The sequence below is a fragment of the Paenibacillus sp. J31P13 genome (assembly GCF_056269295.1).
Window position 1 is genome coordinate 49064 of sequence record NZ_JBWDNR010000014.1, and the last position, 21481, is coordinate 70544.

The 21481-nt window shown below is 41.9% G+C and carries 28 protein-coding genes; 9 read left to right on the forward strand and 19 right to left on the reverse strand.

Going from position 1 to position 21481, the window contains the following annotated elements:
- Positions 1 to 408: 408 nt before the first annotated feature.
- Both AC0YOD_RS26470 and AC0YOD_RS26475 read right to left on the reverse strand, forming a co-directional pair.
- Complete coding sequence (locus tag AC0YOD_RS26470) at positions 409 to 732, reverse strand: hypothetical protein (protein WP_475802346.1); 324 nt, start codon at positions 730 to 732, stop codon at positions 409 to 411.
- Entirely contained in the window at positions 729 to 1127 is a 399-nt protein-coding gene (locus tag AC0YOD_RS26475; protein WP_475802347.1) for a hypothetical protein, read from the reverse strand. The genes AC0YOD_RS26470 and AC0YOD_RS26475 overlap by 4 nt, the downstream gene beginning before the upstream one ends.
- Before the next feature lie 409 nt (positions 1128 to 1536).
- Here AC0YOD_RS26475 and AC0YOD_RS26480 point away from each other — a divergent pair, with 409 nt between their 5' ends.
- The gene (locus AC0YOD_RS26480) at positions 1537 to 2022 is read left to right on the forward strand and encodes a DUF6998 domain-containing protein (RefSeq protein WP_475802348.1); all 486 of its coding nucleotides are present in this window, start codon (positions 1537 to 1539) and stop codon (positions 2020 to 2022) included.
- A 397-nt stretch (positions 2023 to 2419) separates the two neighbouring features.
- Here the strand turns inward: AC0YOD_RS26480 and AC0YOD_RS26485 are convergent, their stop codons facing one another.
- The 8 genes from AC0YOD_RS26485 to AC0YOD_RS26520 all read right to left on the reverse strand — a co-directional run bounded on the left by AC0YOD_RS26485 (position 2420) and on the right by AC0YOD_RS26520 (position 6014).
- Positions 2420 to 3169: a DNA cytosine methyltransferase gene (locus AC0YOD_RS26485; RefSeq protein WP_475802349.1), complete on the reverse strand. Its 750-nt coding sequence runs from the start codon at positions 3167 to 3169 to the stop codon at positions 2420 to 2422.
- A gap of 79 nt (positions 3170 to 3248) precedes the next feature.
- Positions 3249 to 3515, reverse strand: coding sequence for a hypothetical protein (locus AC0YOD_RS26490; protein ID WP_475802350.1), 267 nt, complete (start codon positions 3513 to 3515; stop codon positions 3249 to 3251).
- A 4-nt stretch (positions 3516 to 3519) separates the two neighbouring features.
- Positions 3520 to 4485: a DnaD domain protein gene (locus tag AC0YOD_RS26495; RefSeq protein ID WP_475802351.1), complete on the reverse strand. Its 966-nt coding sequence runs from the start codon at positions 4483 to 4485 to the stop codon at positions 3520 to 3522.
- On the reverse strand, positions 4473 to 4679 hold the full coding sequence (locus AC0YOD_RS26500) for a hypothetical protein (RefSeq protein WP_475802352.1): 207 nt from the start codon (positions 4677 to 4679) through the stop codon (positions 4473 to 4475). The genes AC0YOD_RS26495 and AC0YOD_RS26500 overlap by 13 nt, the downstream gene beginning before the upstream one ends.
- Positions 4680 to 4800: 121 nt before the next feature.
- The gene (locus AC0YOD_RS26505) at positions 4801 to 5055 is read right to left on the reverse strand and encodes a hypothetical protein (protein ID WP_475802353.1); all 255 of its coding nucleotides are present in this window, start codon (positions 5053 to 5055) and stop codon (positions 4801 to 4803) included.
- Between the two features lie 15 nt (positions 5056 to 5070).
- Positions 5071 to 5322 carry a helix-turn-helix domain-containing protein gene (locus tag AC0YOD_RS26510; protein WP_475802354.1) on the reverse strand — a complete coding sequence of 84 codons (252 nt, stop codon included), beginning with the start codon at positions 5320 to 5322 and terminating at the stop codon, positions 5071 to 5073.
- 182 nt (positions 5323 to 5504) lie between these two features.
- On the reverse strand, positions 5505 to 5714 hold the full coding sequence (locus tag AC0YOD_RS26515; RefSeq protein ID WP_475802355.1) for a hypothetical protein: 210 nt from the start codon (positions 5712 to 5714) through the stop codon (positions 5505 to 5507).
- A gap of 78 nt (positions 5715 to 5792) precedes the next feature.
- Entirely contained in the window at positions 5793 to 6014 is a 222-nt protein-coding gene (locus AC0YOD_RS26520; RefSeq protein ID WP_475802356.1) for a helix-turn-helix transcriptional regulator, read from the reverse strand.
- Positions 6015 to 6172: 158 nt separating this feature from the next.
- Here AC0YOD_RS26520 and AC0YOD_RS26525 point away from each other — a divergent pair, with 158 nt between their 5' ends.
- The 4 genes from AC0YOD_RS26525 to AC0YOD_RS26540 all read left to right on the forward strand — a co-directional run bounded on the left by AC0YOD_RS26525 (position 6173) and on the right by AC0YOD_RS26540 (position 8701).
- Positions 6173 to 6565, forward strand: a complete 393-nt coding sequence (locus AC0YOD_RS26525; protein ID WP_475802357.1) for a helix-turn-helix domain-containing protein — start codon at positions 6173 to 6175, stop codon at positions 6563 to 6565.
- Between the two features lie 84 nt (positions 6566 to 6649).
- The gene (locus AC0YOD_RS26530) at positions 6650 to 7273 is read left to right on the forward strand and encodes an ImmA/IrrE family metallo-endopeptidase (protein WP_475802358.1); all 624 of its coding nucleotides are present in this window, start codon (positions 6650 to 6652) and stop codon (positions 7271 to 7273) included.
- Complete coding sequence (locus AC0YOD_RS26535; protein WP_475802359.1) at positions 7266 to 7637, forward strand: hypothetical protein; 372 nt, start codon at positions 7266 to 7268, stop codon at positions 7635 to 7637. Before AC0YOD_RS26530 ends, AC0YOD_RS26535 begins: the two co-directional genes overlap by 8 nt.
- Before the next feature lie 23 nt (positions 7638 to 7660).
- Positions 7661 to 8701, forward strand: coding sequence for a site-specific integrase (locus AC0YOD_RS26540; RefSeq protein ID WP_475802360.1), 1041 nt, complete (start codon positions 7661 to 7663; stop codon positions 8699 to 8701).
- A 66-nt stretch (positions 8702 to 8767) separates the two neighbouring features.
- Here AC0YOD_RS26540 and sufB read toward each other — a convergent pair whose 3' ends face one another.
- The 6 genes from sufB to AC0YOD_RS26570 all read right to left on the reverse strand — a co-directional run bounded on the left by sufB (position 8768) and on the right by AC0YOD_RS26570 (position 14697).
- On the reverse strand, positions 8768 to 10165 hold the full coding sequence (sufB, locus tag AC0YOD_RS26545) for a Fe-S cluster assembly protein SufB (protein ID WP_475802361.1): 1398 nt from the start codon (positions 10163 to 10165) through the stop codon (positions 8768 to 8770).
- 24 nt (positions 10166 to 10189) lie between these two features.
- Positions 10190 to 10621 carry a Fe-S cluster assembly sulfur transfer protein SufU gene (sufU, locus tag AC0YOD_RS26550; protein ID WP_475802362.1) on the reverse strand — a complete coding sequence of 144 codons (432 nt, stop codon included), beginning with the start codon at positions 10619 to 10621 and terminating at the stop codon, positions 10190 to 10192.
- On the reverse strand, positions 10608 to 11834 hold the full coding sequence (locus AC0YOD_RS26555; protein ID WP_475802363.1) for a cysteine desulfurase: 1227 nt from the start codon (positions 11832 to 11834) through the stop codon (positions 10608 to 10610). Before AC0YOD_RS26555 ends, sufU begins: the two co-directional genes overlap by 14 nt.
- Positions 11831 to 13138 carry a Fe-S cluster assembly protein SufD gene (gene sufD, locus AC0YOD_RS26560; protein ID WP_475802364.1) on the reverse strand — a complete coding sequence of 436 codons (1308 nt, stop codon included), beginning with the start codon at positions 13136 to 13138 and terminating at the stop codon, positions 11831 to 11833. Before sufD ends, AC0YOD_RS26555 begins: the two co-directional genes overlap by 4 nt.
- A gap of 21 nt (positions 13139 to 13159) precedes the next feature.
- Positions 13160 to 13939 carry a Fe-S cluster assembly ATPase SufC gene (gene sufC / locus AC0YOD_RS26565; protein WP_475802365.1) on the reverse strand — a complete coding sequence of 260 codons (780 nt, stop codon included), beginning with the start codon at positions 13937 to 13939 and terminating at the stop codon, positions 13160 to 13162.
- 176 nt (positions 13940 to 14115) lie between these two features.
- Positions 14116 to 14697, reverse strand: coding sequence for a DUF1802 family protein (locus AC0YOD_RS26570; RefSeq protein ID WP_475802366.1), 582 nt, complete (start codon positions 14695 to 14697; stop codon positions 14116 to 14118).
- Positions 14698 to 14848: 151 nt separating this feature from the next.
- Here AC0YOD_RS26570 and mtnK point away from each other — a divergent pair, with 151 nt between their 5' ends.
- Positions 14849 to 16060, forward strand: coding sequence for an S-methyl-5-thioribose kinase (gene mtnK / locus AC0YOD_RS26575; protein ID WP_475802367.1), 1212 nt, complete (start codon positions 14849 to 14851; stop codon positions 16058 to 16060).
- A gap of 25 nt (positions 16061 to 16085) precedes the next feature.
- Positions 16086 to 17144, forward strand: coding sequence for an S-methyl-5-thioribose-1-phosphate isomerase (gene mtnA, locus AC0YOD_RS26580; protein ID WP_475802368.1), 1059 nt, complete (start codon positions 16086 to 16088; stop codon positions 17142 to 17144).
- Between the two features lie 140 nt (positions 17145 to 17284).
- Here mtnA and AC0YOD_RS26585 read toward each other — a convergent pair whose 3' ends face one another.
- Positions 17285 to 17590 (reverse strand): YunC family protein, encoded by a 306-nt coding sequence (locus AC0YOD_RS26585; RefSeq protein WP_475802369.1) that lies wholly within the window; start codon positions 17588 to 17590, stop codon positions 17285 to 17287.
- Between the two features lie 162 nt (positions 17591 to 17752).
- Here AC0YOD_RS26585 and AC0YOD_RS26590 point away from each other — a divergent pair, with 162 nt between their 5' ends.
- Entirely contained in the window at positions 17753 to 18268 is a 516-nt protein-coding gene (locus AC0YOD_RS26590) for a hypothetical protein (protein WP_475802370.1), read from the forward strand.
- Positions 18269 to 18330: 62 nt separating this feature from the next.
- On the opposite strand, the gene AC0YOD_RS26595 is transcribed toward AC0YOD_RS26590, so the two are convergent.
- Both AC0YOD_RS26595 and AC0YOD_RS26600 read right to left on the reverse strand, forming a co-directional pair.
- The gene (locus AC0YOD_RS26595; RefSeq protein WP_475802371.1) at positions 18331 to 20229 is read right to left on the reverse strand and encodes a putative bifunctional diguanylate cyclase/phosphodiesterase; all 1899 of its coding nucleotides are present in this window, start codon (positions 20227 to 20229) and stop codon (positions 18331 to 18333) included.
- A gap of 133 nt (positions 20230 to 20362) precedes the next feature.
- Positions 20363 to 20743, reverse strand: a complete 381-nt coding sequence (locus AC0YOD_RS26600) for a DUF423 domain-containing protein (protein WP_475802372.1) — start codon at positions 20741 to 20743, stop codon at positions 20363 to 20365.
- 64 nt (positions 20744 to 20807) lie between these two features.
- Between AC0YOD_RS26600 and AC0YOD_RS26605 the strand changes: the two genes are divergently transcribed.
- Positions 20808 to 21365 (forward strand): hypothetical protein, encoded by a 558-nt coding sequence (locus AC0YOD_RS26605; RefSeq protein ID WP_475802373.1) that lies wholly within the window; start codon positions 20808 to 20810, stop codon positions 21363 to 21365.
- Positions 21366 to 21481 lie beyond the last annotated feature (116 nt).

Sequence of the window (21481 nt, forward strand, 5' to 3'; positions counted from 1 at the left end):
ATAAGATGTCGGCCGGCATACTTCCTATTGAAAGGGGTGTAGTGGTATTGAAAAAAAAGAGTAAATGGTCTTTATCTGTACATGTATTTGCTATGGTAAAAATCAATCTGCTAATAGAAATCAATTAATACTCAAAATTTAAAAATCTACATATTGTAAAATGATATATTTCACAGTAAAATAGTTATTAATCCGAAAGCATCGGTCAAAGAGTCGCGGGAAAGCATCCTAGCGGCTCTTTTTGTATTCAAATAACCAAATACTTAAGAAGTCTGTTTATTTCGAATTTCCTTTGGGCATTTAACTCTACTGCACACCTGAACCGTATCCTGCCATCTGCCCCAAATGCATCCCCGACATTTAAGCGGCTGGACAATCGGCGGCGGTTTCTTCTTAGCTCCCATTCAATCACACACCTTTTAGAAAATAAAAAAAGCTGCCCAAATGGACAGCAGATAATCTTATCCGTTCTTCAACTGGCCGGATTATTCCGACAAACTGAACAAGGGACAAGTCAACCTTGTTAAGGGCATTTAACCCCGCCTCATCACCACACGCTTGACGATTAACGTCTAAGGTCGCAATAGACCCACCGCATGGCCGAGTCCTACAAGTGATAAGGGTACAGTAGGATTCACCCGAGCATTGCTGCTCTATGAATTCCACTGTAACCCTATTGTAAGTAATTCGTAGCGGCATCATAACGGCATACCACTGACTGTTTGCCGTCATTTTACCGTCATAATTTTAAGTGATTCTGCAACCGACTCTATTCCTTTACATAACTTACGTTCAACCGTTCGATCATCCATTCCCTGAGCAAAGTGATTAATAGTTACAACATGCTTGTTACCAGCAATGTATCGATATTCTATGATTTCTCGAACTTCTACATCGATAATGAGATTAATCGCACTTTGAAGATTTAATACCCTATTCTTTAGTAGTTTATATAAATCATATTGCTGCATAGATAACGTGTCTAACCCACGACGCTCAAATTCCACAATCATTGCTTGATATTTCAATAATAAATTTAAGTGTTTTTTAGCTTCTGTTATATCGGCTACCGTTGCCCTTTGAAACAATTCCATTTGATGATCGAAGTCATTTGCCATTGCCAACATTCCCCTCATCCTCTCTGTTATAATAGAAGATGAGATTTGTATAAATCCTTCGGAGTCCGTTCCCCAACAGCTACCGAAGGATATTATTCATTTTATAGCTGCTCGATTTGATACCCAATTGAATCCAATTCCTCCTCCAGCAAGTGGGCTCTCTATTAGATACAAATAACCCTTCTTCACATAATCTCCTGATACTACTAACAACAATCCGTAAATTGAATTCATAACTGCTTCCTGCGCGATCGGAGACGTAGGTCAAAAGATCAATCCATTTCCGCGACTTTTTTATTGGCGTAAGTGCATTATTTATCATTTGTAATTGATAGCGATGAGTCGACAAAATTTGTTAATTCATTCATTATCATTAGTATATAGATTAAGTTATCAACTCAGGGAGCTGACCAGGAGAATGGATGTAAAGATATTATCAGATAGCAACTTAATTGCTTCATATGGAAATATAATCAAGGAGTTAAAAGATAGAAAGATTATCAGATCAAAGAATGTTGTTGGCGATCTAGGAGAGTATTTAGCAATCGAACACTATAATAAAACCCCTGGTCTACCTAGACTTCAATTTGCTCCTCCTGGGACAAAAAACATTGACGCTATAAGTATTAATGGAGAGCGTTATAGTATCAAAGCATCTACAAGCAACACTACTAGCGTATTTTACGGATTAAATGATCCTGGATCCAATGAAATAGACCAACAAAAGTTTGAATATATAATTCTTGTCATATTCGATGCAGATATGAATTTAAAAAGAATAAATGAAATATCATGGGATCAATTTTTGATATATAAACGATGGCATAGTCGAATGTCTGCTTGGAATCTATCAATTAATAAAAAATTACTCGAACACACCAGAACGATTTATAAACAACTTTAATTTACATCTTCATTCAATGTTTTGATTCAATCGTATTTTTTAATTCCATGATTCAGTAAAAATTGTTATACTTTAAATGCTCCTATCGATTCTTGATACATGGCGAACTTATTTCGTAGCTGTCAAACTACTTAATGCAAATTATTTATCCTATTTTCAGGATAAATAATAGCCGCATGTACCAAGAGGAGGAGAATGCGAATATGACTATCGAAATTAAATTTTCTAAATTTAATTTGGTAATCAAAGTTCCACAGCCGGTTATGTTGGCTTTTGTTACAGCAATAGTAACCGGTATCATCAAGCCTCTCTAGTTAGAGGAAATGAGTGTCGAGAAGGTCCACGGACTTTCCGACACTTCTTTTTTTAACCTGTGATGAAATGCTCATGCTACTTTTTATTCAGCAATATTCGTTGCTTCGATTTGCATTATTGCTGCAAAAATAGGATATATCTGCTGCGGAACTACTGCATTTCCGAGTGATTTAATTCTGTCCACTTGTCCGGGAAACCCATTATGAGTTCTAGAAAGTTTGGGTTCATATATTGCGGATCGCTCGGCCCATTCCTCAATGCTTCCATAGTGAAACTCCCTTTGTATTTCTTGCTCCCACGGTATCTCTGCGTTGCTGCTCCATTGGACATACTTCTCGTTGGCGTGGGCAACAATGAATACCCTCTCTCGTCTGTGATCTGCTCCGACACCGCAAGCTGGAATAACAAACGATTGCGTGGTGTAGTTGATGCTTGCCAAGTCAGATAACACTTCGTCGAGCCCCAATGTGATGTGTCCAGCAACATTTTCGCCAACAAACCAACTGGGTCTGATCGTTTCAAGTAGGCGCTTAACTTCCGGCCAGAGGTGGCGGTCGTCTTCCTTGCCTTTTCGCTCCCCGGCAACACTAAAAGGTTGACAAGGATATCCTCCGTGTATAAGTCCAATTGTCCTTGTGTCGATTCCATCCTCTTCTAACCTCTCTTTCGTGAGTGTACATACATCTTCGTAAATCGGAATAGCAGGCCAATGCTTTTTAAGAACCTTCTTCGGAAATGGTTCTCTCTCGCAGAATGCGACTGTCTTTATCCCAGCCCACTCGGCTGCTAAATCCAATCCACCTATTCCACTGAACAGACTAAGAGCCTTCATAGGTGAAAACCTCCAACTGCTTCGTCAATAATGTCCTGGTTAATACCGATATAGCGCATTGTGATGCTCCTCGAAAAAATTAGTCGATACACTCAAACTTCTTTGGCTTGTTATACACCCTAACGCCCCACCAATTGCCTAACATATCAGCTAGATCGGATTCAGGTAAAATACCTATAAGTGCAATAAGTATTTCTTGCCGTGGTCTGCGAAAGAATTTTGATATTTGATGAATAGAGTATTTTTCGCTATGAAGCCTTATCATTTCTTCAATTTGTTCACTTTGCCATGACAGGTTAAGCTCATCACAAACTATTACTCTACGTTCTACTTTGGGTCTTCCCACATGATCACACCTTTCTAACTGTTCGGATAAATTCTAAATAATCATTTTCGGTAGCTGGTGGAAGGCCATCTGTTTTCCTTGCTAAATCGCATAATTCTCGAAGGCTTTCATCGGTTACGTCTTCTTTCGAACGTTCAACTGCGACTATCTCAATCAGCGGCTTACCTGATCGGCTTTGCGTTTTCACTGGCTTCTTAACGATGTTCCAAGGCTCGTCTACACCGTCAGTCCTGTAACGCTCTAAAATACCTTTGACATAAGTTAAGTTTCGCTTCCCTGCAACAACTGCTGCTTTCATAGCTTCACATGTCCATCGAGCGCCGTAGTCGTCTATATACATGTTTAATTTATCAGCTAATACCATACTTATTGTTCCAAAGCCCTCAGCTTCAAAAAGTCGAAATGGATTATTAGCTGGATCAATGTCACCAGCACCAGTCGTTTTTGCCACGGGCATTTGTTTGGTATTGGTATGGTTCTGTTGGGTCTGGTTAGGTAAGGTCTGGTTAGGTAAGGTCTGGTTAGGTACTGTAGCCCCGTGACCGCCCATTTCGTCACTAAAAGTCACATCCTCGTCACGCGTGACATTAGCGTGACTATCTTTGCCTTTCTTGGCATTTTCTCGTGACTTCCTTTTTCGTTCCTTATTCTTTTCCCGATTGTCCACCAGCCGTCCCGCATAATCGAACCAATCATGGATTGTGACACACCGTTCCACTTTGTCAACAAACTCAGCATCCACAAGGGCTTGCAAGAGTTTGTCTGCATTTTCTATGGGCCATTCTATTGCTTCCGCTATGTCTTCGGGATCATAGTCAGATATATTGCCATCTTGAGCATAATCCACTGCCCACCACCACAGCATATGAAGATGACCAATAGCGGCTGGTACGCTTACACCTAGTTTCCGCGATAATCTCCTTGTTTTCGGATGCCTTGCAAGTTCTTGATGACTCTCTATCCATGCCAAAAGTGCCCACTCCTTCCCTTATCAAATCGATTACTTTTTAATACTTCTTTAACATCAGAAACTTGTAATGGAAAGGATGCACCATCAGAGTCGCGTTTAAAGGTCATAAACGGTCTAGCTCGTCCCCATAACTCAATGACGATCCCCGTTTCACCCGAAGATAAACGAACCGTATCGTCTTTTAACACGTTCATCTATACACCTTCCCCCAATGTTAGATGCCTACTTGCTCTGCATCGTCGGAAGCCCCCAGCTGACGCTCAGGACACCCGACGATAAAGGCAATCGCCCATATCGTTCTACTCTTCCAATCTCTTAGACCGTCTCTCTTGGATGTGCTATAATGGACACAACGAGTTCCTTGAACCGGTTCCGTAACGATGTCCGTCCTTGCCGACGGGCATTTTTCTTTTCATAAGCTTCAAATCGAATTAACATTTGCAGATATGCTTCCATATCCGGCATTTTACTTTGGTCAACTTTATGCGGATTACTCCTTATAAACCTCAGATTGTGCTTAGCTGCTTGTCCAGCTGCACAAGCTTCCTTCACCAATTGTTCTCTCGACATAAATAAACCTCCCTTTTAAGCTGCTCCTGAAATTTGCATTATGGTTTGTAAAATCGAAGCTGGATCAACTCCGTACAAAAATGCGATACCCACCTCAACATGATTTGTTATCTTGGTCCAGTCCCTAAAGGTAGCAACATCAATTGCTTTTTTATCCTTCTCTAACTTGCTGATATCTGATTGATTTCTATGTAAAATCCCTGCAAGCTTCTCTTGACTGAGCCCAGCGTGTTCACGACAAAGCTTTAATAGAGTTCCTGCTGTCATTTATAATTCACCCCCTTTATTCCAAATTGGAATGGTAAGGGCGGGCGTAGCTGCCTTACAATACAGTTATATCGATCAACTGTGCTGATCACTTGCCATTGCCAACGTTCCCCTCACCTTGCCCGACATCAATGCTCTCGATGTCGGGTATTTTTCAAACAGCAAAAAGCTGTCTAATGAAATTAGATGATTTGCTTTGTGAGTTGGTCCGATTGCTGGATGTATGGATATTTTTCGTGAAAAAAAGAAATAGGAATTTTTCCGCGCTCAATCCAATATCCTTTTGCTTTTAGCTCTTCATTCATGACTTGAATTCGAAGTTGGGCTGATCTGAGGGTTCCTAAACTAAGGATTTGCATTACTTCCTTTGAAGAATAGAAATGCTTCGACATAATACTTCTCTCCTTTGCTAATGATTTGTTTGCTCTATTGGTTAATGCATCAATCGCCTTTGTTTCATTTCTAATTCACTAAATCATTTCAGGCAATGTTTCATTGCCTTTGTTGTCAAAAAAAAGAGTCCAATCAAATCCAAGCTGTTCAGCAATTTTTTTCGCAACCTCAACACTCGGATTACTTTTTCCATTTTCAATCATTCCATAGTATTGACGTTTAATGCCTGATTTCAAGGCAACTTCGAAATGTGTAAGTTTTAGTTGTTTTCTAATTTTCAAAAGCCATATTCTATGCATTGTCCCACCTCCGTACGCAATGTTTCATTGCCTATATTAATATAATAAGGCAATACATCATTGCCGTCAATAGTATTAGGCAATTTTTTATTGCCTATGTAGGCAGGCAACTGTTTATTGCTTATAATATATGTATTATGATTATGGAGGCTTCAACTATGTTACCTGATCGCCTTCGGACTCTGCGTGTAGGCGCAAAAAAGACTCAAAAAGAATTAGCAACTTTTCTTGGGATTACTCGTCAAGGTTATGGTAATTATGAAAGTGGTAATACAGAACCTGATCAGAAGACAATAAATGCTTTAGCTGATTTTTTTAAAGTTTCAATAGATTTTCTCTACGGTAGGACGGATACTCCACAACCTGATCTTACTCCTCAATTAAATAGTTCGACTGTTAATCAAAATGAAAAAGATATCGGACGGGCATTTCTTGGTGGCGCGGATAAATACACCGAGGAAGAATTAGATCTCGCACGAGCTGCAGCTAAAGCAGCTGTGGATGCTTATAGAAAAGCTCAACGAAAAAGAGATGAGATCAATAATAAATAAACTGCATACGGAATCTATAGCCTTTTAAGGCTATATTTTTTACCTTAAAATACGAACATATGTTCCATGACAGAGGAGTCACACATGCGTACATTGGACTTTCATCTTTATAAACCTACAAATATAGAAATATGGATAACCAATCTCTACAGATGCTACGGTATCTTTTCACCCTCCGATTTAACAATTAAATCTGTTTCTGAGATATTTAATGTTCTGGTTAATTTTTATAGCGGTCCATGCTTTGCTGAATGGGAAGAAGGCGGCTATTCACTGATTTTTATCAATAATAAAATGTCTGATGAAGAACAACGAATGGAGTTTTTTCACGAGCTTTGCCATCCTCTTAGACATGTTGGCATACAAGGTAACATGCCGAGATTATTCCAAGAGTTACAAGAAGCTCAAGCAGGACAATTTCAATTAGTTGCCTCAATGCCTATCTATTTACTATCTGAGATACAACCCGAATTACGCTGGCAAGATTATATTCATTCCATAGCAGAAGCCTTCCACTACCCAATTGACTTTGTTGAGAGTAGATTACAACAAGTGACTGCTAAAATTGAGCAAGAGAGACGAGACCGTAGTATTACTACCAGCTGTGCAAATAATCCGAAAATCTATAACTATTCAGATGCAACAATGAAACTTTTAGATCAATTAAATAGTCAGGTAGCCGAAAGGAGAGATGAATATAGTGCTTAGCGTCAAGGTGGTTTATGAAGATTCAGGAGAAGACAGTCTCATGATACCTATATGGATGATCATTGATAGCCCGTATTATGATTGGGGTATGACATTATTCATTAATATTAAAGCGCCGTTCGAAAGAATAACCTTCGATGAGATTGATTTAGACTGTGCAACAGTCACAATACCGAGTACTGCATATTCCAGGCATATCGATAATGATCTTTTACTCGGAATATCACTACCAATAGCATGGGACTCTGCCCTCAAATCCTTTAAAGAAAAACCATCATTTCATGATCCAAGCAGTATTCAACGTTTACTACTTCGTATTAGTGACATCGAAGAAACACTTCAATACTCTATACTTGAAAACTAATAACTAAGAAGGTGATATCAATAATGCCAGTCTACAAAGACACTGAACGTAAAACGTGGTACTTCAAAGTACGTTATAAAGATCTATACGGAAGATATAAACAGGCAATGAGAAGAGGTTTTGCAAAGCGGAGTGAAGCGATTACTGCTGAAGCTGATTTTCTAGCAAGCATTAAAGAAGTATACTCTGTAGATATGACCTTTGATGAAATATTTGAACATAACATTAAACATACAAACCTTAAAGATAAAACGATACGCAGGCGTCGAAACGAGTATAAATTACATATTAAACCACGATTTGGCCATATGAAAGTGAAAGAGGCTAATACGCAACATGCCATGGATTTTAAGACTAGTTTGGAAAGTAGCTTTGTATCTCTAAATAGTGCGAGGACTGTATACAGCAATTATAAAATATTGATAAATCACGCTATCAAATTTTTCGGCCTAAAGATAGATCCGACATTAGCTGCTGGTGCAATTCAAAGAGTAAGACCAAAAATAAATTTCATCAAGCGAGATGAATTTGAACAACGGGTTACAAGTATCACTTCAAATAAATATCAGGAGCTAACCAGATTGTTATTCTACACCGGTCTGCGAATCGGAGAAGCTTTTGCTCTCACCTGGAACGATATAGATTTAGATAAGCAGCAGTTGCTTGTCAATAAAACGCTAGATCCGAAAACTCGAACCCCAACAAGTCCGAAAACGGCTGGCAGCATGGGATATGTACCATTCCCCTCTTTTATTGCTAGCATGCTCGAAGGCATAAAAAAAGAATCCGCCGAAAAGATATACGCATTCAATGATTCAATGTATGTGTTTGGAGGACTATCACCTTATCACTATTCGCATTACCACAAGCGATATAAAAAAGTGTTTCCTGAGCTGCGTATTCATGACCTGCGTCACAGCTATGCTTCATACCTCATTAACAAAGGTGTAGACATCTACCTTGTTAAAGAACTCTTGCGGCATGATGATATTCAGCAAACTGCCAACACTTATGGTCACTTATATACAGAAAGGAAACACGAAGTAATGAGCGTATTTGACTAAACGGTATCAAAAAGGTATCATACACTATTTTGAAACCGTTTAGCCCTTGCTACGCCTGCGTTTTTATTAACCGATGGAGCCTTCCATTTCGAACTTGATCAAACGGTTCATCTCTACCGCATATTCCATTGGCAGTTCTTTCGTGAACGGTTCGATAAAGCCCATTACGATCATTTGCGTTGCTTCTGCTTCGCTCATGCCGCGACTCATCAGGTAGAACAATTGATCTTCTGAAACCTTCGATACCGTTGCTTCATGCTCAAGCGTAATGTTATCATTCAAAATCTCATTGTAAGGAATCGTATCTGAAGTCGATTCATTATCGAGGATGAGCGTATCACATTTGATGTTCGCTTTTGCGCCATCGGAGTTGCGTCCGAATGAAGCAAGACCGCGGTACGTTACTTTACCGCCATGTTTACTGATTGATTTAGAAATGATTGTGGAGCTTGTATCTGGTGCAAGATGCGTCATTTTTGCGCCTGCATCTTGGTGCTGGCCTTTGCCTGCTACTGCAATAGACAATACCATACCTTTTGCTCCGCGACCGCGCAATACAACTGCTGGGTACTTCATCGTCAGCTTGGAGCCGATGTTTCCGTCAACCCATTCCATTGTTGCGTTCTCATCCGCAACAGCACGTTTCGTAACCAGGTTGTAAATATTCGGTGCCCAGTTTTGAATCGTCGTGTAACGAACACGAGCATTTTTCTTAACCAGTATTTCAACAACTGCGCTGTGAAGCGAGTTTGTGCTGTATACCGGTGCTGTACAGCCCTCAACATAGTGAACGGAGCTGTCTTCATCAGCGATGATAAGCGTACGTTCAAATTGACCCATGTTCTCCGAGTTGATACGGAAGTAAGCTTGTAGAGGAACCTCACATTTCACGCCTTTCGGCACGTAGATGAAGCTTCCTCCTGACCATACTGCACTGTTCAAAGCTGCAAATTTATTATCATTCGGAGGAATAATCGTACCAAAATATTCTTTCATCAGCTCAGGATACTCGCGAAGCGCCGTATCCGTATCCGTGAAGATAACGCCTTGCTTCTCAAGATCCTCTTGCATGCTGTGGTATACAACCTCGGACTCGTATTGAGCCGATACGCCGGCAAGAAACTTTTGCTCAGCCTCAGGAATACCTAGCTTGTCGAAAGTTTCCTTAATTTCAGAAGGAACCTCTTCCCATGTTTTACCTTGCTTCTCAGAAGCACGAACATAGTATTGGATGTCGTCAAAATCGAGTTCATCCATATTGCCGCCCCATTTTGGCATCGGCATTTTGAAAAATTGCTCAAGTGATTTCAAACGGAAATCAAGCATCCATTGCGGCTCGTTTTTAATTTCTGAAATCGTCCGCACAATTTCTTCTGTCAATCCTTTTCCGGATTGAAAAATTGCTTTATGCTCGTCGCGGAAACCATACTTATAATCTTCCATTTCCGGCATTGATTTAGCCATCGTCATTCACGCTCCTCTTTCCTCTTATTGTGGATCTTGTTGCTGCTGGATCCCTTTTCGAAGGGCATTCCAAGCAAGTGTAGCGCACTTGATTCGAGCGGGGAACTTGTTCACGCCTGAAAGTGCGTCCAATTCCTCATATTCATCAAATTCAACGGGTTCGCCCTTCATTAATGCAGAAAATTTCTCTGCCATAGAAAGCGCCTCATCGAATGTTTTCCCTTTGATTGCCTCTGTCATCATCGATGCAGAGCTCATGCTGATCGAGCAGCCTTCGCCGCTAAATTTCGCATCCGCTACCTTGTCTTCAACCATTTGCAGTTGAAGGGATATACGGTCGCCGCAGGTTGGATTATTAAGGTTGATCGTTACCGATTCCTCATCCATCGTTCCACGGTTTCGAGGGTTTTTATAATGATCCATTATGACTCTGCGATATAAATCATCCAATTGCATGACCGAAGAACTCCTTTGTTTGTAGTAAGGCATCGGCTAAGCGGTCAATGTCATCTTCTGTATTATATAGATAAAAGCTTGCTCTAGCCGTAGCCGATACTTCCAACCATCTCATAAGCGGTTGACAGCAGTGATGGCCCGCCCGAATAGCAACACCTTTGGAATCGAGTACAGTCGCGACATCATGCGGATGAACATCATCTAAGTTAAAGGTAATGAGCCCGACACGATTAGTCTTTGGTCCGTACAAAGTAATATCATCCATTGATGAAAGCTTCTCGTACGCATAGGCTGCCAAACGCTTCTCATGTTGATCGATTTCGTCCAGCCCGATTTCTTGCAAGAAATCGATTGCTGCCCCTAGTCCAACCGCACCCGCAATAATAGGAGTGCCTCCTTCAAAACGGTATGGAATTTCTTTCCATGTAGACTCATAAAGATCAACAAAATCAATCATTTCGCCGCCGTACTCAATTGGCTCCATCTTGTTCAATAATGCTTTTTTGCCATACAAAGCACCGATTCCGGTAGGTCCGCACATTTTATGCCCTGAAAAAGCGTAAAAATCAACATCAAGATCCTTCACATCGATTTTCATATGCGGTGTGCTTTGTGCACCATCAACAACCATAACCGCGCCGTTTCGGTGAGCAATCGCTGTAATTTCCTTGATTGGATTAATGAGGCCTAGCACATTGGATACATAGGTGACCGAAACGACCTTTGTATTCGGCGTGATCGTTTTCTCAACATCTTCAAGTGAAATCGTACCGTCTGGTTGCAATGGGATATATTTGAGCGTCGCACCCGTTGCCTTTGCAGCTTGCTGCCAAGGAATAAGATTACTGTGATGTTCCATCGGCGTAATGACGATTTCATCGCCTTCCTTGCAAACAGAGCGAGCATAGCTAGAAGCAACTAAATTCAACGCTGTTGTCGTACCCCGTGTAAAAATAATTTGTTCCGGTTCTCCCGCATTTAGAAAAGCCGCTACCTTCTCACGCGCTCCTTCATAGGCATCAGTCGCCCTGGAACCGAGTGTATGCACGCCGCGGTGAACGTTCGCGTTATCCAACTCATAGTACCGTTTAACCGCATCAATGACGGAGCGCGGCTTCTGTGAAGATGCCGCGCTATCCAGATAAACGAGCGGGTGCCCGTTTATTTCTTGATGCAATATCGGGAACTGTTCCCGAATCGCATTTATATTCATCCCTCAAGCTTCCTTTCGAGCAAACGCTGAAGCTGCCCGCGAACCGCTTCGACCGGAATCTCCGATACGACCGGAGCCAAGAAGCCATAGATAATCAAACGTTCAGCGTCTTGCTTAGATATACCGCGAGACATCAGGTAATAGACCTGTTCTGGGTTAACTTGCCCAACGCTTGCCGCGTGACCGGCTGTTACATCATCTTCATCAATTAGCAAAATCGGATTGGCATCGCCGCGCGCTTTCGGGCTCAGCATGAGCACCTTCTCGGTTTGAACACCGTTCGCTTTCGTCGCACCCTTCTCAATTTTTGTAATACCGTTAATAATCGCGGATGCTGAATCCTTCATAACGGCACGAGTTACCATGTTGCTGTCCGAGCTTTTGCCGAAGTGTACGGCTTGAGTAGTCAAGCTGTTTTGCTGCTTGTTCTTACCAACGCTGATCACTTTTGCATCGGAAGTAGATCCAGTGCCTTTAAGAATCGATTTCGTATCGGATAGTGTGTGACCGTCATTCAGGTCACCAATAATCCATTCCATTTGACCGTCATTTTCAATGACGGAGCGGCGAATCGACATATCCACACCCGATTCAGCCATATGGTGAATAGAGCTGAAACGAACGTGAGCACCTGCTTTTACGAATATTTCTACGATGGATGGATGTACGAAAGGAGCACTGTTCGCGCCCGGCTCTGATACAACACAATCTACGTAAGTTACACGGCTATTATTATCCGCAACGATAAGGATATGCGGAGCGAATGTTGCTTCTGCATTATCATTGTAGAAGATCGCTTGCAAAGGAAGCTCAACTTCAACATTTTTTGGAACATAGACGAAAACGCCGCCATTCCAAATCGCTGCATGAAGCGCTGTAAGCTTATCTTCGTCCTTCGCTACTGCTTTGAACAGATAGTTTTGAACGAGTTCGCCATGCTCTCTGCATGCTGTTTCTAGATCTGTGAAAATAACGCCTTTGCTTGCCATTTCGCTTGAGAACTGGTTCCAAATGGTACCCGAGTTACGTTGTACAAGCAAGCTTTCCGTTCCTTCTGTTACCAATTCGCGAACAACCTCAGGAAGCTCGCTAATAGCTCCAACTGCTATCGGCTGCTCAAAGCTGCCTACTGCATTCAAATTCCAACGTTCGATACGAACCTTCTCAGGCTTTGGCCAACCGAGTGTTCCAGCAAGCTCAGCAGCTTCACCACGTAGTTCAACGAGCCATGTTGGTTCGCCTTTACTACGGGCCAGAGCTTCAGCAGCTTGACGGTTAGTCGGAGTCGATAATTGTGTACTCATCCGTTATGCCCCCTTCTCTGCTTAAGCCTGGCCAACCGTTTCGTCTAGGATGCCAAGTTCTTCTTTAACCCAATCATAACCTTCGTTTTCCAAACGCTCTGCTAGTTCAGGACCGCCAGATTTTACGATGCGGCCTTGCATCATAACATGTACGAAATCTGGAGTAATATAGTTAAGCAAACGCTGATAGTGAGTAATAATAAGGAAACCGCGATCTTCCGAACGCATAGCGTTTACGCCTTGCGATACGATACGAAGCGCATCGATGTCTAGACCGGAATCGATTTCATCAAGAATGACGATTTTCGGATCAAGCAGCATCATTTGCAAAATTTCATTACGTTTTTTCTCGCCGCCTGAGAAACCTTCATTTAAATAACGGTGAGCGAACTCAGGATTCATTTCAAGCTCTTTCATTTTTGCTTCCATTTTGCGAATGAATTTAATTAGCGAAATTTCATTGCCTTCGCCAAGACGTGCATTCAATGCGCTGCGCAGGAAGTCAGAGTTCGTAACGCCTGGAATCTCACTTGGATATTGCATAGCTAGAAACAAGCCGGCAAGTGCACGCTCGTCTACACCAAGCTCAAGCAAATCTGCACCGTCCAATACAGCTGTTCCTTCTGTTACTTCATATTTAGGATGTCCCATCAATGCGGAAGCCAGCGTACTTTTGCCGGTACCGTTAGGACCCATAATTGCGTGAATTTCGCCGCCTTTAATATCTAGGTTGATACCTTTTAGTATTTCTTTTCCGTCGATAGCCGCTTTCAGGCCTTCGATGACAAAATGCGTTGCCATAATATACTGATCCCTCCAAGGTTGTTTTAATTCGCTTAGTCACAACTCTAATAAACATGGGTGTTTACTATGAAGTGATTATCAATGATTCTCAATAATCATTTTAATATAGTTTTAGTTATAAATCAATGTGAGTTGTACCTAGCAAGGTTTCAAAGTCACTTTTTTGTCACATTTTAAGCTAAAGCGTCCCTTATTTTTTGTACCTGCAATTGGAAAGAAACCTCTTCTATTACTGGGTTTATTGTTGAAGCATTATTTTCTATTTCCAATTTTACCCAAGATTTGCATCCGTTATAAGCATCAATCATTGGAATGACTAACGGCTCCTCTAAACGGTATACTCGAAGGATCAAAAGATGAAGCGGTTTAGTCTTCTTCCACCGCAATCTCTCCTCCGCAAATGTATCCGTCCAAATATGAAAATCTCGCAGTGAATCTAGCTTTGCTTGGTCTGTTATCTCTATGTCTTCAACAACCTCGGCATAAGCTTCAAGTTTAATCGTAGTCATTTCGGGAGACCAATCTGCCAGTGTATCGTCCAGCTTATCGGCAAATCCATCCTTTAATAGATGTTTTTTCTGATGCTCATAAGCAGGCATTAAATAAAATGATGGGCTAATCAGTTGAAAATCTCGGGTCTCTTCAACAATTCCGCCCTTGCGCATCACGATAATTTGCTCACCCTCTGCCAAGGCTTGTACGCTTACTGCCCATTCTTTTAAAGCTATACCTTGTCTTTCTTGCAGTGTATTCAAGATAGCTCCCCCATTCTTCTCTTATATTTAAAACATTATATCAAACGGGGTATTCCATGGCGAAAAAATATCTATTATACTGAGTGGAGACAATGTCGAGATGATTACTGGGCTTTCATGCCCGACTAAATAAATCCGGAGGTGGACAGCTTTGTCTTCATATCATCCATTAACTGAGCAAGAAGCTATTCAAATCGCACTTTCTCTCCAAGATTTCTTTCCGGCTGGGGCATCCCTGCAATCTCGTGAAATCGGTGATGGTAACTTAAATCTTGTGTTTCATATTACAGACTCTGCCAGCGGCAAAAGTCTTATCATGAAACAAGCTCTCCCCTATGCTAAAGTAGTAGGTGAGTCTTGGCCTCTTACGCTGGATAGAGCGCGTATTGAGAGCGAAAAACTCATTTTGGAGAGCGAGCTTGCTCCTGGACTCGTACCTCAAGTGTATCAATATGATTCCGAGCTTTATCTGACCGTTATGGAGGATTTGAGCGACCATATCATCATGCGACAAGGGCTGATTGAAGGCATACGCTATCCTAAATTTGCAGAGGACATTTCGACGTTCATGGCTCGCACTTTATTTTTCACATCCGACCTTGGCATGAACCAGCAAGATAAGAAAAATCGAGTTAAAGCATTTATCAATCCGGAGCTATGCAAAATAACAGAGGATCTTATCTTTGACGATCCTTACACAAACTCACCAAATAATAGCTTTGAACCGGCAATCAAGGACGCAGCTGCAGCTCTTTGGGAAGACAATGAACTTCACCTTGAGGTTGCTATTTTGAGAGATAAATTTTTGACAAATGCGCAAGCTCTTCTTCATGGTGATCTTCATACTGGCAGTGTATTTGCAACTCCTGAGTCCACGAAAGTAATAGATCCTGAGTTTGCCTATTATGGGCCTATTGGCTTCGACATCGGTGCTGTAATCGCTAACCTGCTTCTAAACTTTGCAGGACAAGAGCATTGGTCTCCTGAGGCCGATGCGCGTCGTGATTTCCGTCTTTACTTAACAGATACGATTCGCGATGTGTGGCAATTATTCGAGAAAAAATTCCTTGCCTTGTGGGACGAGCATGGCTTAGACCGTATTGCCTCCACTACACCAGGGTATAAGGACTACTACATGAACCGTTTATTGCAGGATGCTGTTGGTTTTGCAGGCTGCAAAATTGTTCGTCGCATTGTTGGCTTATCCCATGTCGCTGATATTGATCGGATTCCAGATGCAGCCGCACGTGAGAGAGCACAGCGTCTTGCGCTTGCCATCGGAACTAGTCTTATTCGCAACAACCGTACTGCACAATCTATCGAAGAAGTTATTGATACTGCTTTTGCCGCAGTAAGCAACTAATGAACAACAAGGAGGAAATGACATCATGACAACGACTTACACTGGATTGCAATCGCTCATTTGGAAGGAAGAGGCGCTGGATCTATTGGATCAACGTCTATTGCCAGAAGAAATTGTATACTTGCCGCTTACTACAGCAGAGGGTGTATGGGAGGCTATTCGTCATTTAAAGGTTCGCGGCGCTCCAGCAATCGGCATTTCGGCAGCTTACGGTGTCGTACTAGGCAGCCGTGATGAAGAGAGCTCCGAAGCATGGCTTGCACAAGTTAATAAACAAGCTGAATATCTCGCTACTTCCAGACCAACAGCTGTTAATTTATTTTGGGCACTGGATCGTATGAAAGCTGCAGCCGCAGCTTACACCGAGAAGGGCTTGTCTCTAGAAGAAAGCAAGGCTGCTTTGCTGGCTGAGGCAATTGCCATTCAAACGGAGGATGAAGAAACGAATCGCCAGATCGGTGAATATGCTCTCTCCTTATTTAAAGATGATATGGGTGTGCTTACACACTGCAACGCTGGGGGACTCGCTACCGCAAAATACGGTACAGCGCTTGCTCCCTTCTATCTTGCTCTGGAACGCGGTATCACGCTGCGCGTATTCGCTGACGAGACGCGTCCTGTACTGCAAGGCGCACGCCTTACTGCATTTGAACTCCAACAAGCAGGCGTCGATGTCACATTGATTTGTGATAATATGGCTGGGATGATTATGGCAAAAGGTTGGGTTGACGCCGTTATTGTCGGTACGGACCGCGTTGCTGCGAACGGAGATGTCGCTAACAAAATCGGAACTTACAGCGTCGCTGTTCTAGCTAAAGCGCATGGTATTCCTTTCTATGTGGCTAGTCCTTTGTCTACCATTGATTTGAATACACCAACTGGCAATGAAATTCCGATTGAAGAGCGTAACGCTGAAGAAATTACTGAGGGCTTCGGCAAACGCACAGCGCCGCAAGGCGTTAAAGTATTTAACCCAGCCTTTGATGTGACACCAAATGAATATGTAACAGCTATTATTACAGAAAAAGGAATCGTACAAGCGCCTTATGATGTCAATTTACGCAAGCTTTTCGAACAAGGCTAACTAGTAGCTCATAAAAACAAGAAGCCCAAATCGTCAAGCGCATTCCATGCAGCATGACGATTTGGGCTTTTTATACACAGAAAACTGCTTTTATCCAACACATAACAACGCCTTTCCTTTTCAACCAATGGTTATGGATATTAAAGCATTAGCCGAAGTGCTTCTGAGCCCTTCATGCCTGCAACAATACCCATTGCCTCTGCTGTAAATGTAACAGACTCAAGAGGTGCTTCCATAAGCTCCTCTAAGGTTTTAACGCCAACGGCACGGCCAGCAATAATTTCTCTGTCCTTAAGCCTTTCATTAAGAAGCGAGACATCCAAAGCGCCGCACATGATATATCCTTTATCAGTCATTATTGCAAGTAAAGTTGTTTTGGGCAGCTTCGCTTCAACGCCTAGAACGGTTTCTCCATTCTCAAGCGTAAAAGGAACCATTCGCATCATATAGGATCCACCCCCTTCGCTCCATTTAATAAGGGAAACTCACTGCAACCTTAGTATATGCAGCTTTCGTTTGTCAGTGTTGGTTAAATGTGCATAGAAAGTACTATTTGATTTAGTCATTTAGTGATATATTAGAACTAACTCATACCCTACGGAGGTCCTATGAATAAACAACCCTCATCCCCATCAACATCTAATGACCAGTCATCCTTTTTATTTAATATTGAGGTGCTTGTTGAAGGTAAGCAAAATGCAGAAGCATTAGAACAGCTCATTCATACGTTGAACCAATCCGGTTTTCTTGATTATCGTATTCTATCCGGCATACAGCTTGGCAATTTGATCGATGAGCGCAAAGCAGCGAGTACTGCTTCAGCTGACATCCCCCTTCAAACGAGCAAACCGATAATAATAGAAAAACAAAAAAAAGAAGAACCAACTACAAAAATGACCGCCGCACCCATTGAAACATTAAGCGGCTTTGATAAAATAAGAGCATTAATGAAAAGCAATGCACTCATTCGATTAATCGTAAACAAAGGACTTGGCATTAAACTAAGCATCCCTTGCCGCATTATAAATATGGACGAGGCTGGAGATCTTATTTCGGTCTATCATGTTGACGAGAAGCAAGTATATACCTTCCGATTGAATGAGATCGAAGATTTTTCTAGCTAGCATATAAATAAAAAATACCCGTCAATGGCTGTAATTTCAACCATTGACGGGTATTTTTTTGATTAGCCTGCCATGAGCATTTGCGTAATATTTTCACTCGTTACTGGCGGGCTCCAGAGGTATCCTTGCATTTCATCACATTTATGTTCTCTTAAAAACAGCATTTGCTCTTCATTTTCAACGCCTTCTGCGATAACCTGAATATTTAAATTATGCGCCATCGCAATGATGGCTGCAACGATTTCCGCATCATTAGGATCCTGTTGAATATCGCGTACGAATGACCGGTCGATCTTCAAGCGGTCAATCGGAAAGCTTTTCAAATAATGAAAGGAGCTATATCCCGTACCAAAGTCATCAATGCTAATATTGACACCTAATTCAGTTAGATCCAGTAAGCATCTTGATACATGCGATACATCCATAGTCATGGACTCCGTTATTTCCAGATCAAGATATTTGGCATCGAGACCCGTTTTCTCTAAAACATCCGAAACTTTTGTAGCAAGATCATGTTGAACAAACTGTCTAATCGATAAATTAACGGATACCGGAATGGGCGGCAAACCCGCTTCCTGCCATTCTTTATTTTGTCGGCAAGCTTCTTCGAGCACCCAATCGCCAATTTGTACGATCATCCCGCTCTCTTCTGCTAACGGAATAAAGCTTGCAGGCGGAATCATTCCTTTTTTCGGGTGGTTCCATCTTACCAGCGCCTCAACACCAACCATGGTTCCAGAGATCAAATCATATTGGGGTTGATAATGTAAAATAAATTCCTGACGCTGTATTGCACGATACATTTCATGCTGAAGCGTTAACCGTTCAAATGAAGAATTGCTCCAGCTGTCGGAGTAAAGCAGGCAATCATTTTTCCCGCTCTCCTTCACCTTTACTAAAGCCATATCCGCTTTCTTGATAAGCGTATAGCTGTCATCTTCCCCGTCACGATTCGTAACTAACCCGATGCTGGCTGTAATATGTAACGGAAACCCTTTGAGCTCATAGGGTTCTTCGATAGATTTCAGAAGCTGCCGAGACACTTGGAGCAGTTGCTTTTCCGATTGCACATTGCAAAATAATAAAGCAAACTCATCGCCTTCCATACGCGCAGCAAAATCATTTTCAGATAGATCTCTGTTTAGTCTCTCCGCAACCTGCATCAACAACATGTCGCCAAATTCACGTCCGAAGGACGCATTAACTAGTTTAAAGCGATCCAGATCCAAGTAACATATACCGACTACCCGCTCCTCCTCTTTGGCCGTGAGAAGGGCTTCACTAAGCTTCATTTGAAAAAAAGTTCGATTCGGCAGGCCAGTCATGTCATCGTAATAGGCCATATAACGAATTCGCTCAACATTACGCTTCCGATCACTTAGATCGTGGATGATCATGACGATACCAATGACCTCTTCCTCTTGAAGCATCGGTGCACAAACAACCTGCAGCTCCAGTGGAAACCCCGAACGGTGCGTTATATTAATATTCGTTTGATTAGCTTCTCCTAGCAGAGCTTTCTCGAACGTCTCTTGCAGCAGTTGCCTGCTGCTATGTTCCACTAAACGAGAAATCGGCTCACCCAGCAGCTCCGCACGCTGATAGCCTAATGTCTGCCCTGAAGCTTCATTCATTTCAACCAAATTACCGCTTCTACTCAATATCGCTAGTGGAACAGCTTCTGATCGAAGCAATGTTTCCACGATTGCTGTATGGTAATGATTTAAGCCTAACCCTTGTAAACGTCTTATATAAATGATGATTCCAGTAACGAGTAAGGTAAATGCAATGGAAAGTCCGATCCATTTGTACATGTAATTGGTTATAACTAGAAAAGATATAATAATCCATACCGACGCAAGAGCTGCCAGCAGCCAACTCACTTTCGAAGATCCATAGAAGGGCTTCATGTACCGCTGCCACTTATGTTTATCAGGCAAACCATCCGTCCGTTTCAGCACGCACCAACGTCCTTCCTCTAATCCGAGTCAAGTGTTCGCTTTATTATAAACGATGGAAGTACCTTCGGTATAGAAATATTTACTAAGGAACTAGTTTTAATTGTCAATTATCCATGAAGAATGTCATTATTGGTTATTTTTTCGCTTTTTTTAGTGCTGCAGTTGTAACATAGACCCAGCCTGCGATAAGGGCTACTCCGCCAAAAGGTGTAATAATACCTAGTTTACTTATTCCGGTTGTAGATAATACATATAGACTTCCGCTGAATATTACAGTTCCTGCCAGGATAAGACGAGCACCAATTAAAGCTAGCTTACTGTCATTCAATTGTTTTGCGAGCAAAGCAACAAGCATAAGGCCAAGAGCGCTATACATATGATAGCGAACTCCCGTTTCGAATACCTGCAGATAATGTTCACTTAGTGATTTCTCTAGTCCATGTGCTCCGAATGCCCCTAATGCGATAGATAAAGCAGCATTGATGGCACCGATAGCAAAGTATTTTGGAAACATATGGTTTTCAATCCCTTCAGGTTTGTGTATAATTTTAGCGTAACTAGCAAAGGAGATGATATGTGTGAATAATGATAACAATAATCCGAATGATCCCCATATTACCGGGCCCATTAGCCTAGGCAAGGATGGTACTAGTGACTCTAATTCTCCCTATCAGCCATTCACTACCCAGCCAGCCTTCTCAAGTCCGCCTTCCGAGCAGCAAGGACCGAAGAAACATTCCAAGCTTGGTGTCACTTCATTCATTCTCGCGCTTGTATCTGTCGTATTATTTATTATGATGATCGTATTTGGATCTGTATTCGTTAAGCAAATTGCAAACAGCGATATCGTTTTGGCAGATCCTGCTGATACAGCAGCATTTGAAGCTTCACTGCAAGCCGCAATCGAAGACCTTGGTCAAGAATTCATTGTTCCTATTATGCTTGCCGTTGTCAGCCTCTTCGCAGCTATCGGTATTTCTTTTGTGGGACTGATACTTGGCGTTATTGGCGCATTTTCCAAAGTTCGTAAAAGAGTTTTCAGCGTCGTCGGCATTATTTTAAATGGAATAATCGTACTTGGTACGATAGGTGTTGGATTATTGGGATTAGTTATGGCTGTAGCTGGCCAAGCGTAATCAACGTTCATTGATCATTTTTTTCTCCACGGAAACAATCCTATACATAAAGCATCATAAAGTCTGCTTTAGCCTCAATTGAGTGCTGGAAGCAGACTTTTTTTATGCTAAGCCCC